Genomic DNA, 13,597 nt, shown 5'->3' on the forward strand with positions numbered 1-13,597 from the left:
TATACGAATAATTAGCGTTTGAAGGAGGGGAACGATGAAGAAGATTGTGAGAGGCTATTTAAATGCTTCGTTGATTATAAAAATTACGGTTGCGCTTGTGCTCGGAATTGCAGTAGGGCTCATATTTGGTGAAAATGCAGCAGTTCTGGCACCATTGGGAGACTTATTAATTAAATTGCTATCGTTTCTGATCATTCCACTTATTCTATTTACATTAATCGTTGGTGTCAATCAAACGAAACTAAGTAACCTTGGTAGCATGGGCGGAAAGGTATTTCTTTATTACGTCTTAACATCTGCACTAGCGATTATTGTTGGATTAACCGTAGCGAACTTGTTTAATCCAGGTACGGGTTTATCGATAGATCCAGACCAATCGTTTGATGTACCGGATAATCCAGGTATCGTCAGCGTGCTGTTAAACATTGTGCCATCAAACATTGTTACGGCATTTAACGAGATGAATCTCCTTGGGATTATCTTTACTGCCTTTGCTTTTGGGATCGCCATTGCTGCGTTACGAAATTCGGAAGAACATGGGGCGCTTGGCGAACACCTTTATAAAGTGGTTGAAGGCTTAAATGAAGCCACATTTAAAATCATGAACGTTATTCTGCAATATGTTCCCATCGGGATCTTTGCAATCATTGCGAAAACAATTGGTAATCAGGGATTGGATACAATTCTCTCGCTCGGAAATATGATCGCCGTGCTTTATATTGCGTTGATTGTACAAATCGGTATCTATGTTTTGTTCTTACTGTTGTTTAAAGTAAGTCCGAAAGAGTTCTTTCGTAATGCAAATAAGCCAATGATTACGGCTTTCGTGACGCAAAGTAGCTCTGGAACCTTGCCGCTTACGATGAACGCGGCTAAAGGATTAGGCATTCCGAAAAGTCTTTATAGCTTTAGCTTGCCACTTGGCGCAACGATTAATATGGACGGAGCAGCTATTCGAATTGCGATTTCTGCAGTCTTTGCGGCGAACGTCGTTGGCTCACCGCTTAGTTTCACAGATATGGTAATGGTCGTGATTGTTGGTACACTTGCATCGATTGGTACAGCAGGCGTTCCAGGTGCTGGTATTGTTATGATTGCAACCGTGTTTGCACAAGTAGGATTACCAATGGAAACCGTTGCGTTATTAACAGCCGTGGATGCTTTAGTTGGAATGGGGGCCACTGGTCTTAACGTAACGGGGGATCTTGTTGGCGCGAGCATTATTAATCGAAAAAAAGACCAGTAAATATAATACTCAAAAAAAGTCAGGCATGATGCCTGGCTTTTTATTTTGCTTAAAATTTGATTTTGATTTTAATAAGATTGTAGTTAAGGTATTTGTATTCGCTTACGATTTCGAAATCAGTCCTCAATTCAGTGGTGTGTAAGAATAATCCATTTACTTTTAAGAATCAAAATATTAAGATAACAATAACTTTAGAGCTTTCATGCAGAAAAGGAATGGGGGATTTGGGTGACAGAACTTAAGGGAATTTGGAAGGACTGGCGTTTGCATCTACTTGTATTTGGAGTTGTGGCGTTAACAGAGTGGATTGGCGTTTTCCAGTTTACGGTGGGGCCAGGCGTTATTTTACTACTGCCAATGTTGTATGCCATGCTCATTGGACTTGGATTGTTTTTTACCCCAGTGATTAAAAAAGCACAGGCGCTAAATGCGGAACCGCTTATTGTATTAGGTGTGACCTTGCTTATTGCGAAAATAGGGGTAATTATTGGCCCTTCACTACCGAAGTTAATTGAAGCGGGTCCGGCCTTGCTTCTGCAGGAATTCGGAAATTTAGGCACGATTTTCATTGCTCTTCCAATCGCTGTTTTACTTGGATTGAAAAGAGAAAGCATTGGTATGACACATTCTGTAGCACGAGAGCCAAACGTTGGGTTGATTGTTGATAAATATGGTTTCAATTCACCTGAAGGACGAGGCGTAATGGCGATTTATATTTTTGGTACAGTTTTTGGGGCTGTGTTTATGGGCGTTATTTCCGGATTCCTGGCGACGATTACACCATTACATCCGTTATCGTTCGCGATGGCGTCTGGCATTGGAAGTGGAAGTATGATGGCGGCTGCAAGTGGCTCGCTCGTTGCTGCTTTTCCTGCATTTTCCGATGATATTATCGCATTTGCAGGCGCGAGCAATTTGCTTTCGTTATCAACAGGACTATACATGAGTATTTTCATTGGTCTTCCACTAACAGAAAAGATGTATCAGCTCATGACTAGAGAAAAATCATCCCAACCAGGCGTGAGGAAAGGAGCTTAATATGTTACTAAAAAATGTACAAGAGTGGACGTTATTATTAGTTATCTTCGGTTTGATTGCTGCCATTGGGAACTGGATTGGCTATAGTGTGTTCCCTGTTGCTGCTTTACCAGGTATGGCGGTTTTAATTGTGATTTGTTTAGCTGGCCTTATTCTTCAGCACGTTCTTCCTGTGAATATTCCGAGCGTGGCTTACATCGGGATTATTGGGATTCTTGTATCTATGCCCGTCATGCCCGGCTCTGAGTATATCGTAAAGTGGACTGAAAATATTAACATCCTGGCTCTAGCAACGCCGATTCTTGCATATGCTGGTATCGCAATTGGACGCTCATGGACAGATTTTGTGAAGCTTGGGTGGCGTAGCGTTGTCGTAGCGATGTTCGTTATGGTTGGGACTTTTCTTGGTTCAGCGTTAATCGCTGAAGTGGTCTTACGAATGCAAAAGATTATTTAACAAAAACTTCCCTCGCGGAAGTTTTTTTATGAAGAAATACCGGTTCATAAGAGACTTTCTAATAAGTGAAGTGATCGGCAGTAGATCTTTGCTGCATTTCCTGAAAAATCAGGATTGGGCAATTTGAAAAGTGAAAGCGCAGAAGTGTTGACGAACCAATCCTTGCGATCAGGCGAATCATGTTGGACATCTTTCCATACAGATAGAAGAGGACTATAAAGACGCGGTCCTTTTTTGAGCGAGCATTGTTCGAGGACGCGTTTTTCGTCTGGTTGCCCTTCTTTTAGTGAGTGAAAGAGCTCAGGCCAGAAATCTTTTCGTGATCCAGTATGAGGGTGGCGTGTTGACCACTCCAACATATCATTTAGAGTCGAGTCGTTAGAAAAAACAAGCTGATAAAGCCGTTTTCCAAGTTCAATCCGTTCTTTCACGTAAAGAAAATGTTTGGCAGGTTCTCCAATGAGTTGAATCGAGCCGTTCCGAATCAGTGGGAACAGGAGCACGTTCATATTGAAAACATTTTGGATTTGAAAAGGAAGTGTGTTAAACACGGTTTGGTGAAAGTGCTGATCATTTATGACACGTGAATTGATGTAGTGCTGTTCGTTAATGATGAGGGCAACTGAAAGGGTGTCTGAGGCTTTATCTTTCCAGAAACGGTTCCAAATGACTTTCATAAAAGAAGAAACGTGAAAGGCTGATAGAAGGTGGAAAAGTGGCTTATTCACCTTAAGACTTTCTGCATAAATCAGCAGCTGCGGGTACGCATCTTGAAAGATAAGCCAATTCCCTCGTTCTAGAAAGGAAAAGAATGCGTGCTGATCATCTGGTGATAAGAAGCGAGGGAGATATTCTCCTTTTAAATCAGTCATGGTCCATCCAGCATTCCGCGAAACAAGATGGGCAAGGAAAGCCCAGTGAATTTCAGGGTGCTTTAAGTAAAAATCAAGATACGCTTTGGTCCGCGTCACATTATTTCGATTGGCTTGCTCTGTTTGTTCGCGAATAATTCGTGTTAGCTTCACTTCTTCACCCGTTAAAGTGAGGGTTGGAGGTGGTAAATGGCAAGCCTCTTTCAATTCCTTCATAAGAGGTATTTCCTTTTTACTCGCTGATTGAAATAAGGGGAACGATAACTTCACACCGATTTCCCTCCTGATGCCTTGTTTTTATATACCTATGTCAGTGAATTTAGGAAAGAAGACTGTTTTTATCAAAAATCAAAACCATCTGATGGTTGTAGCAAGTCCAGAAAGTTTATTAATTGCCTTTTCATTAAGGTATAAATTGAAGTTGTATTTCTTCTTCCTTAATCTACCACCAAATGGTATATACGTGTATGATAGAAGTATTTATTAGATTTGAACGAGGTAACTGGGGGATTTTTCTCCAAACACTGTGCAATGATCCTACAAAGGGAGGCCGACTGTTAGATGAATGGCCGCTGGAAGAAAGAACTTGAATCAGAGGAACTTCTCGATGTCATCTTTGCTTACGCATCGCGTATTACGATTGAGAACAATCTTGATCGCCTTTTGTCGCTGATGGCAGATATGGGGCGGGATATGACGGTTGCCGAGCGCTGTATGCTGTGGTTATATGATGAACAAAAAGACGAGTTATGGGCGAAAGTGGAAGAGAGGACGAAGGAGGTTCGTATACCTGCTTCAAGCGGTTTAGCGGGGTATGTTTTTCAGACGGCAGAACCGCTTGTGATTGAAGATGCCCATCATGACGATCGATTTCATGCAGACATGGATCTGACGTACAACTATCGAACGAAGTCCGTTATGGTGATTCCACTTAAAAATAAGCAGAACCAGACGCTAGGGGTATATCAAGTGATTAATAAATTAACGAAAGAGGGTGTATTTACGACCCGTGACGTTAAAAAATTAAGCCTCGCCGCCTCTTATACTGCCCAGGCACTTGAAGCAGTACTGATGAATATGGAGATGGAGGAAGCACAAAAAGAAATTATTTTCAAAATGGGAGAAATCGGTGAAGTTCGTTCAAAGGAAACAGGCTCTCACGTCAAGCGTGTAGCAGAGTATGCAAAGCTTCTTGCTATTAAATCTGGTTTAAGCGAAGAAGAAGCAGACCTTATCAAAGTCGCCTCCCCCATGCATGATATCGGCAAAGTAGCGATTGCTGATGCGATACTAAACAAGCCAGGCAAACTGTCGAAACAGGAATTTCTTGAAGTGCAGGCTCATGCCAGCATCGGCTATCACCTTCTTCAAAATTCAAAACGAACGATACTAAAAGCAGCAGCGATCATCGCAAAAGAACATCATGAACGTTGGGATGGAAAAGGTTATCCTGAAGGACTAAGTGGAGAGGAAATTCATATTTATGGTCGAATTGTCGCTGTAGCCGATGTATTTGATGCCCTTGCCACGGATCGCCCATATAAAAAAGCGTGGGATCTGGAAGATATTCTTACTCATTTTCAAAATGAGAAAGGAAAGCAGTTTGATCCAGCGTTAATTGACGTCTTTTTAGAAAATCTGCATGGTTTTCTCCAAATAAAAAAACGATACGAAGATTAAAAAGAAAAATAAAGAGCGCACTCGGCGCTCTTTATTTTTGTAGAGAATGGAGGTTAGAAAGTTCTTGATCGAGCGTGTCAGCGATCGCTTTCATACCAGAAACCCCTGCTTTTCTTTCTGCTTCTGCATTGTAGTTTGTATTTGTGTTCACATCGTAAGTAAAAAGATCTCCACGTTCATTTTGAATGCATTCAATTCCTGCGAAAGCAATGCCGTTCGCTTTTAAGAAAGCTTCGTAATTAGCGAGAACAGGATGATCGAAGTTCTCGATCACTTCGAATTTAGGCTTCGGCCCCTCCGTTGTAGGACAGAAAGTATCGCCAACCTGGCACACATCTGCAGGGCAAAGTTCAAAGCCTTCTGACGTATCAACGCGAACAGCATATAGAAACTTACCGCCTACGAATTCACATCGCGTTATGGATGCGTCAGGTGAAGAAATGTACTGTTGAAGCAATGTAATCCCGTCAATTGAATCTTCAAAATCATCGCTCTTCACATAAGCTTTCAGCGTCTCAGGATTGTTGAATAGCTGAACGCCGAGCCCTTTACCTGCTCGGTTGTGTTTCGTAATAAACTGTTCAGAAAACGCATCCGCTGCTTTCGCAAGATGATCCTTCCCAACGGAAGCAATGGTTTTGGGTGTAACGATTCCATGCTTTCTCAGGGCTGCATATTGTGCCACTTTGTTTACTTCAAGAGCAAGGGCACGGCTATCATTTAATACTCTTCGACCGTGACTCTCCAACCATTCGAGTACTGCTCCTGTGTATTCAGGAGCATAACGATGACCACGCGTATGAGAAGAGGCACTCATGCGATTATAAAAAATACCGTCTGGCGGTACATCACTTAAATCAAGGCTTCCTTCACTAAGAAACCAGTCTTCGTATGGGACATGAAGCGCCTCAAGTTCTTGCTTGAGAGGCTTTGTCCATTCTTCATTTTCATGGATGATGAATACTTTCGCACTCATGACATGACCTCCTTCATTTATAACCGTTAAAACCCATCACTTTACTCAAGTATAAAGGAGTTTCGGTTAGAATCCTAGTAAAAACGATTTGTTAAAGCACCAAAAAAGCAGAGCGCACGCGCTCTGCTTAAAGAGCTAGATTGCCCAGTTTCCTTTTCGGAAGACCGGCTCACTAGTTCCATCTTCTTTGATTCCATCAATGTCCATTTCAGCGGACCCGATCATAAAGTCAACGTGCGTGACGCTTTCGTTCGCTCCTGCTGCTTCAAGCTCTTCTTTCGACATGGTTTTACCACCTTCTAGGCAGAAAGAATAAGCATTTCCAATCGCAAGGTGATTCGAAGCATTTTCGTCGAAAAGCGTGTTAAAGAAAATGATTCCCGCATTTGAAATAGGTGAATCATTAGGAACGAGCGCAACTTCACCTAGGTAGTGTGCGCCTTCATCTGTTTCGATAAGATGTTGAAGTGTTTCATTGCCTTGCTTCGCTTCAGCTTTAATGATACGACCTTCTTCAAATGTAAGCGTAAAGTTTTCAATCACTGTTCCACCATAGCTTAGCGGCTTTGTTGAAGAAACAACGCCGTTTACGCCGTTTTTATGTGGAATGGTGAACACTTCTTCTGTCGGCATGTTTGCGACAAAATGATCGCCTTCCACATTTTCGCTAATGCCACCAACCCACTGATGAGCCTGTGGAAGGTCAATTGTAAGATCAGTGCCTGGTGCACGATAGTGGAGCTTGCTGTAATGTTTCGCATTTAAATAGTCCACTTTTTGTTCAAGGTTTGCGCTATGTTCTTTCCATGCTTGAACCGGATTTCCTGTTGATACACGAGTCGCCTGGAAAATGGCTTCCCACAGCTTTGCTTCTTGTTCGTCTTCAGGTGTATCAGGGAATACTTTCTCTGCCCATGCTTTCGAAGGAACCGCGACAACAGACCAGCTGTTGTGATCAGACATAATGTAGTTACGGTAGCCTTCCATTGCCTTTCCTGCTGTTTTGCTCGCATTCGAAATTCGTTCAGGATCGACTCCTTTTAAAAGGTCTGGGTTGGAAGATGTAATCGAAAGGAATGCTGCACCGTTTTCAGCCAATTCCTCAAATCCTTTTGCTTTCCATGTTGGAAACTCCTTGAATGCTTCATCTGGTGCCTTATCATACTTAATACGAGTTAAGATTTCGTCATTCCACTCAACGTGAACATTCTTTGCACCAGCTTCATAAGCACTTTCTGCAATATTACGCACAAATTCAGCTGATGTGAGAGGAGCGTTTACGACAAGTGTTTGTCCTTTTTGAATATTTACGCCAACTTTAACCGCTAGATCTGCGTATTTCTGAAGATTTTCATGAAACGTATCCATAGTCAAAGGTCTCCTTTTTCCAAATAGTCATACAACTAAATTGTAGCAGATTTCAATAATTTTAGTAAATTATTCCCTGATTGCCTATTGCTAAAGCAAGTTTCTGGCAATAAACCGTCCATTTCGGATATGTTATAGATAGTGAAACTTTGAACTGAGGGAGCTTTTTCCCAGAAGTTAGTTGAGCAGGTCCCGACAATCACCCTCACTTGAGGTGAGGATAAATCTTCTATATTGGAGTGATAGAGAATGAGTACGAATTATGAGCTTGCAACATTTGCTGGAGGTTGTTTCTGGTGTATGGTTGAACCATTTGAAGAAATGCCTGGCATTCAAAGTATCGTATCGGGCTATACAGGTGGAGAAAAGCCTTATCCAACATACGAGGAAGTGATTTCAAAATCGACAGGGCACGTAGAGGCTGTCCAAATCACATTTGACCCAAATGTTTTCCCATATAGTAAATTGCTTGATCTGTTCTGGCGTCAAATTGATCCGACAGATGCAGGAGGGCAGTTCTTTGATCGCGGTGATACGTATATTACAGCGATCTACACCCATAATGAAGAGCAAGAGCGCCTTGCTGAACAGTCACGCAAAGATTTAGAAGCAAGCGGTCGTTTTTCAAAACCGATCGTGACAAAAATTCTTCCAGCTAAACCATTTTACCCTGCGGAGGATTATCACCAGGATTACCATAAGAAAAATCCTGCTCACTACAATCGCTACAAAAAAGGATCAGGTCGTGCTGATTTTATAGAAAAAAACTGGGCTTTTGAAAAGAACGATGACGAGCTTCGGAGCCGTCTTACAGACATTCAATATGAAGTAACACAAAAAAACGGTACAGAGCGTCCGTTCCAGAACGAGTATTACGATAATGCAAAACCAGGTATCTATGTGGATATCGTATCGGGTGAACCGTTGTTTAGCTCAACCGATCAGTATGACGCAGGGTGCGGCTGGCCAAGTTTTACTCAGCCAATCAACAACCATTTTGTCAAAGAAAAGAAAGACTTCAGTCACTTTATGATTCGAACAGAAGTGCGAAGTAAGGAAGCGGATTCTCATCTCGGCCATGTCTTTAATGATGGACCTGAAGAAAATGGGCTACGCTACTGCATCAATTCAGCAGCAATGAAATTCGTTCCTAAAGAAAGTCTAGAAGAAGAAGGATACGGCGAATACCGAGTATTGTTTGAATGAGAGAAGTTGATGTTGCCATCATAGGTGGCGGTATTGCTGGAATTTTGGCGGCTAGAAAGCTAATGAAAGCTGGATTTGAAGTACTTGTACTTGATAAAAGCAAAAGCGTCGGTGGCCGTCTCGCAACACGAAGGATTGACGGTGGCCGCGCTGATCATGGGGCGCAATTCTTTACCGTTCGAACCGATTCGTTTCAGCAGCTAGTCGATGAATGGGAGACCAACGGCTGGGTATCGAAGTGGTTTGGACAGAAACATGCAAGATATAAAGCAACAAACGGAATGAATCAACTAGTGAAAAATCTTGCAAGTAAAGTCCCAGTTCACCACCCGTTTAAAGTGAACCGCATCATTCACGATGATGAGAAATATGTGGTCATTTCTGAGGAAGGTGAGCAAGTAACATCCAATGCGATTCTTCTAACGCCACCAGCACCTCAAACGGTACAATTATTGGAAAGAAGTGATGTGCTTTTTACAGAAGATACAATGGAATCACTTAGGGACATTCATTTCGATCCTGCGCTCGTTTGTCTTATGACGTTAAAGGGTGAACTCGCTTTTCTTTCGCCTGAAGGTCACAAGGACACCGATTTACCTGATGGCATTGAGCGTGTTGTGGATAGCCATGCTAAGGGGATTTCTGAGGAAAAAATCCTAACCATATATGCAACGTCTGATTTCTCAAAAGCTTATTATGATCATGGCGATGATGAAATCATAGATGAAATATTATCGAGGTTAGATTTTCTCCTTCCAAATGAATTTATTAATAATCGGCAGTTAAAAAGATGGCGCTACGCTCAGGCAGACCGCGTCTATCCCCATCCATTTCTGCAGATGTCTATGAATGAAGCTGTTTTCGTTGCAGGAGATGCTTTCTTACATGAAGAGGATGAAACAGGAAAAACGCGAATCGAAAGTGCTGTCGTATCAGGGCTATCTGTCGCCGATGCCATGCAGCAGTTTTTGAACGGGAAGGCTTCTACGTGAAGCCTTCTTTTTTTGCATTGGAATGTTTTAGAAAGTTATGAAAACAATCGAATGTCTAGTTTATTTTCGTTATAATAGAATATGTGGAAAAAATTTCATTATTGGAAAAGGTCAATATGAAAAGGGTTGAAAATGAAGTGAATGTGAAAAAACAAAACGATCATTCGATTGAAACGATTTTATCCCTATTTCGATGGGTTTTTCTCGTTATTGCAGGTGGATATTACTACTTTCTCTTACAAGGAACGAGCCTCTCTTTTTTAGTTTTGTTTTTATTTGGCGTCGTTTATATGACGATTGCTGAATTCGCGCTTCACCGTACTCCTTTGAACTCAAAAAGATATCAATATATGACTAAATTAAGCGTGGTTTTTGATTACGTTGCGTTTCTCTGGTTGATTGCCCTTACTGGTGGTGCAGAAAGTTCTATGTTTCCCATCGCTTACTTAATTATTTTACACGTTTCCGTATATTGGAAATTTACTGGCGGTATGGTTGCAGCTCTTTTACTTGGCAGTGGATATACCGGTGTTCTTATCTTTAGTGGTTATTCGTTTACCGGCGAAGGGCTTGTTGTTTATCTTTTAGACTGTATGTTTTTAATTTTTATTGGGTTATTAGGGGGGATCATCGTTTCAAGAGAGCGAATGATGCGCTCGAAAAACACGCAGCTAGAGGACATCGCTCGAAAAGATTTTTTAACAGAACTCTACAATCACAGGTCATTCCAAGAAGATTTACGTTATTGTGCTGAGCAGGGGAATCCGGTACTTGTTGTGCTTTCCGATATTGATTATTTTAAAGCGGTGAATGATCAATTCGGACATATGGTTGGCGATAATGTATTGCGTAAAATTGGTGATATTTTCAAAGAACAAATCGGAACGAGTGGAAGAGCATATCGGTATGGGGGAGAAGAACTTGCCATTCTACTTGATGCAACAAATATTGAAGAAGCGAAAGAGCGTCTTGAAAAGATTCAACTAGCTATTCGAAATACGTCCTTTACGGCGGACGGTGAACGCTTTAGCATAACAATGAGCTTTGGCACAGCACTTTTCCCATTCGAAAATGGTATGACGCCTTGTTTGAAACTGGCAGATGAACGTTTGTATTTAGCGAAGAAACAGGGGAGAAATATCATTTACTGGTATGACCAATATATAGAAAAAAGCTCACGTCTCAAACTTTAAGGAGGAGAGACGTGAGCTTTTTTGTTAATGTAATCCGTTTTTATGTAAGATCGACGTAATAATATGCTTGGATGAATTCTCAAAGAGAGAAAAGTAATTGAGGACATGTCGATCAGGAAAAAGTTCCTTCTGAATGACAGATGCAGTCTTTCCATCGCTGTGTTTTTGGAGCACCTGGTTCTGTATGGAAAGAAGATAATGAAGCTTTTCCTCCAGTCGCTTCCGTCCATTTTGCAAAACGCCGGCATGAGAACAAAAAACGGTGTCAAAATCATAATTTAAAACATGATGAAGTGATTGAATGACGTCCGGAATGGATTCAAACGCGAAAATGCTTTTAGGGTGACTCATCACATAAAGATCACCAGTAAACAACCATCCCTGATTCTGTTCTAGTAGAGCAAAATGATCAGGAGCATGCCCCGGAGTATGAAGCAATTCAAATGTATGATGCTTCGTTTTAATGCGGTGCTCAATTCCCTTTGGAGCAAAAGGCTTTCTAGATCCCCAAAATACTCTTCGGTACAGTGGAAGATGAGGCTTATCGCGACAAAGAGGAATCCCAGTCGGATGGATGTAGATTGGAATCGACCCAGGTACGATTGAAGCATTTCCAGTATGATCTTCATGGTGATGCGTTAAGATTATTTGGGTAAAGCGTTCATTTGAAAGAAAATCACTGATATCTTTTTGAAGACGACTTGGACCACAGTCGATTAAAAGTTCGTCAACAAGGTACATATAGACATTCATTCGAACGCCGCCAAGTTGAAAGGTTCCTTTTACCGCTTGAACCCCATCAAATTCTGAAACGGTGAGCAAATTCATCACACCTTCCACTAATCTACATCTAGTATAGCGATTTTAGCGGAGAAAAAAAGGTTTTTTGTGTTCAAACGAGTGTTGATAGAGACTAGAGAGAGCTGCTTTAGAACTGTAGAGATAATAAAAAGTACTGTGTGAAAAAGTTTCATTTACTTAATTACTGTTAATTCAAACAATTAATTTGAAAAATATATTATTAGTGAAGAAATTCTACTATAACTATTGAAAATGGGTATTCCAAGTTAACCTTTTGTCCAGTTCAAGTGGCGATTTTTTGAATAAATTACTATTAACATTGATTAATAAGTCAATGAAATTAAAAAGGGAAGTGAATATTTTGGATTTTATGTGTAACAGTAACAAGTCTCATCAGCAACACTCTTGTTGTCCTGCTGATAACTCTAGTATTGAATGTTTGAAAGTGTTGTCCGTTATTTGTAGCAAGCGTGTACAGAAAGTAGCGGAAGCTCGTTTAGATTTATTGGATCTAGGTATACCAGCTGGTACTGATCCAGATCTTCTAACTTTTGATGTAACAGCAGATCCAAACAATATCGTTATGAGAGGTACTTTGTTAGAAGGAAAGGTTGTTAACTCTGGATACGTACCTGTATCTGTCATTATTTCAGTTGCAGGTGTTGCTTTACCTGCAGTTAGCCTAAACTTACCTTTCCAAGCTGAAACAGAATGCCCGGGAGCTTGTCCAGGAGATGACTTACAAGAAACGCGACCAATTATTGAAGGGGTTTTGGAACCAGTATTCACTCCAGTTATTAGTATTGGTGATGCCCTCACCCTAGGAACACTTACTTTTAAAGTCATTATTAGAACTCAGATTACAGTTTCTAGAGAAAAGCTTGTCGAGGCTTCTGTTAAAGTCATTGGTGATATTAATGAGGATCGTTGTGTAACAGATCAAATTACGACTCCTACTTCGCAGACAAGAACGTTCTTTGGGTAAGTTAAAGTGACCGGGGTTATTTACCCGGTTTTTTTGTTTTCTATTTTTATACAGAACAGATAAGTAAGGGTCAACATATCCTGTTTTATATAAAAAGATTTTTCGGGGGGCTAATGATGTCAATTGAACAAAACGGTCAGTGCAAAGATATTGTGAATGTAAATGAAATGGTCTTAATTCAATCGATCATTTTATCAAAGAAACTGACAATCAGTGCTTATACAAAAAAGGATATTGAAATTCATCCTAAAATCAAAAAATGTAAATTTGTTCCGGACTTGAATAGTATGAATTTGCAGGTGTCTTTGTTAAAGGGATTAGTGATTCTTCAGGGTTTCATTAAAGGAAAGCTTATTTGTGATGGAAGTATAATTGATACGATAACTTTGCCGTTTCAACATGAATTAATATGTGAAGAAGTATGTCCTGGTGATGAGTATAAAACAACTCCACCCATTTTAGAAGGAGTACTGGAGCCTCAATTTATTTACGAGGAGCGGGGATGCGGAATCATTATCCTCAAGGCAATCTTTAGTTTACAACTCACTGTGATACGAGAAAAAATAGGGAAAGTTAGTGTTACTATTTTGGGTGACATAAATGAAGATCGCTGCAATAATGAGCACTTTAAAGTAAATTCACCAGTGTGTGAAAAAAACCATATAGAATATGTTGAACCAGAATGTTGCGATTGTCATGAAAAAAAACCTAAAAGTCTTTTAGGTAAATATATGTCTTATGATTAAGATATAAAGATTAGTGCAAATACCGTGGTAGTTTCAT

At 40.6% G+C, this 13,597-nt stretch carries 13 protein-coding genes; 9 read left to right on the top strand and 4 right to left on the bottom strand.

Annotated elements, in window-relative coordinates:
- Positions 1-34 precede the first annotated feature (34 nt).
- The 3 genes from PQ578_RS00200 to PQ578_RS00210 all read left to right on the top strand — a co-directional run bounded on the left by PQ578_RS00200 (position 35) and on the right by PQ578_RS00210 (position 2,741).
- Positions 35-1,246 (top strand): dicarboxylate/amino acid:cation symporter, encoded by a 1,212-nt coding sequence (locus PQ578_RS00200; protein ID WP_273831663.1) that lies wholly within the window; start codon positions 35-37, stop codon positions 1,244-1,246.
- A 228-nt stretch (positions 1,247-1,474) separates the two neighbouring features.
- Positions 1,475-2,284, top strand: coding sequence for a DUF3100 domain-containing protein (locus PQ578_RS00205; RefSeq protein WP_420541497.1), 810 nt, complete (start codon positions 1,475-1,477; stop codon positions 2,282-2,284).
- A gap of 1 nt (position 2,285) precedes the next feature.
- On the top strand, positions 2,286-2,741 hold the full coding sequence (locus PQ578_RS00210) for a hypothetical protein (protein WP_273831665.1): 456 nt from the start codon (positions 2,286-2,288) through the stop codon (positions 2,739-2,741).
- A gap of 44 nt (positions 2,742-2,785) precedes the next feature.
- Here the strand turns inward: PQ578_RS00210 and PQ578_RS00215 are convergent, their stop codons facing one another.
- Positions 2,786-3,883: a DUF2515 family protein gene (locus PQ578_RS00215; RefSeq protein ID WP_273831667.1), complete on the bottom strand. Its 1,098-nt coding sequence runs from the start codon at positions 3,881-3,883 to the stop codon at positions 2,786-2,788.
- A gap of 291 nt (positions 3,884-4,174) precedes the next feature.
- On the opposite strand from PQ578_RS00215, the gene PQ578_RS00220 reads away from it, so the two are divergent.
- Positions 4,175-5,293 (top strand): HD domain-containing phosphohydrolase, encoded by a 1,119-nt coding sequence (locus PQ578_RS00220; protein ID WP_273831669.1) that lies wholly within the window; start codon positions 4,175-4,177, stop codon positions 5,291-5,293.
- 31 nt (positions 5,294-5,324) lie between these two features.
- Here the strand turns inward: PQ578_RS00220 and PQ578_RS00225 are convergent, their stop codons facing one another.
- Together PQ578_RS00225 and PQ578_RS00230 are read right to left on the bottom strand one after the other, a co-directional pair.
- On the bottom strand, positions 5,325-6,269 hold the full coding sequence (locus tag PQ578_RS00225) for an ATP-grasp domain-containing protein (RefSeq protein ID WP_273831671.1): 945 nt from the start codon (positions 6,267-6,269) through the stop codon (positions 5,325-5,327).
- A gap of 135 nt (positions 6,270-6,404) precedes the next feature.
- Complete coding sequence (locus PQ578_RS00230) at positions 6,405-7,637, bottom strand: aminopeptidase (protein WP_273831672.1); 1,233 nt, start codon at positions 7,635-7,637, stop codon at positions 6,405-6,407.
- A gap of 249 nt (positions 7,638-7,886) precedes the next feature.
- Between PQ578_RS00230 and msrB the strand changes: the two genes are divergently transcribed.
- The 3 genes from msrB to PQ578_RS00245 all read left to right on the top strand — a co-directional run bounded on the left by msrB (position 7,887) and on the right by PQ578_RS00245 (position 11,028).
- Positions 7,887-8,843, top strand: coding sequence for a peptide-methionine (R)-S-oxide reductase MsrB (gene msrB, locus PQ578_RS00235; protein ID WP_273831673.1), 957 nt, complete (start codon positions 7,887-7,889; stop codon positions 8,841-8,843).
- The gene (locus PQ578_RS00240) at positions 8,840-9,835 is read left to right on the top strand and encodes an NAD(P)/FAD-dependent oxidoreductase (protein ID WP_273831674.1); all 996 of its coding nucleotides are present in this window, start codon (positions 8,840-8,842) and stop codon (positions 9,833-9,835) included. The genes msrB and PQ578_RS00240 overlap by 4 nt, the downstream gene beginning before the upstream one ends.
- A gap of 116 nt (positions 9,836-9,951) precedes the next feature.
- Positions 9,952-11,028: a GGDEF domain-containing protein gene (locus tag PQ578_RS00245; RefSeq protein ID WP_273831675.1), complete on the top strand. Its 1,077-nt coding sequence runs from the start codon at positions 9,952-9,954 to the stop codon at positions 11,026-11,028.
- A gap of 24 nt (positions 11,029-11,052) precedes the next feature.
- On the opposite strand, the gene PQ578_RS00250 is transcribed toward PQ578_RS00245, so the two are convergent.
- Positions 11,053-11,856, bottom strand: coding sequence for an MBL fold metallo-hydrolase (locus PQ578_RS00250; RefSeq protein WP_273831676.1), 804 nt, complete (start codon positions 11,854-11,856; stop codon positions 11,053-11,055).
- A gap of 271 nt (positions 11,857-12,127) precedes the next feature.
- Between PQ578_RS00250 and PQ578_RS00255 the strand changes: the two genes are divergently transcribed.
- Together PQ578_RS00255 and PQ578_RS00260 are read left to right on the top strand one after the other, a co-directional pair.
- The gene (locus tag PQ578_RS00255) at positions 12,128-12,814 is read left to right on the top strand and encodes a hypothetical protein (protein ID WP_273831677.1); all 687 of its coding nucleotides are present in this window, start codon (positions 12,128-12,130) and stop codon (positions 12,812-12,814) included.
- Positions 12,815-12,930: 116 nt separating this feature from the next.
- Positions 12,931-13,560, top strand: a complete 630-nt coding sequence (locus PQ578_RS00260) for a hypothetical protein (protein ID WP_224881291.1) — start codon at positions 12,931-12,933, stop codon at positions 13,558-13,560.
- Positions 13,561-13,597: the final 37 nt, after the last annotated feature.

The organism is Guptibacillus sedimenti (genome assembly GCF_028610665.1).
Lineage (GTDB): Bacteria > Bacillota > Bacilli > Bacillales > Guptibacillaceae > Guptibacillus > Guptibacillus sedimenti.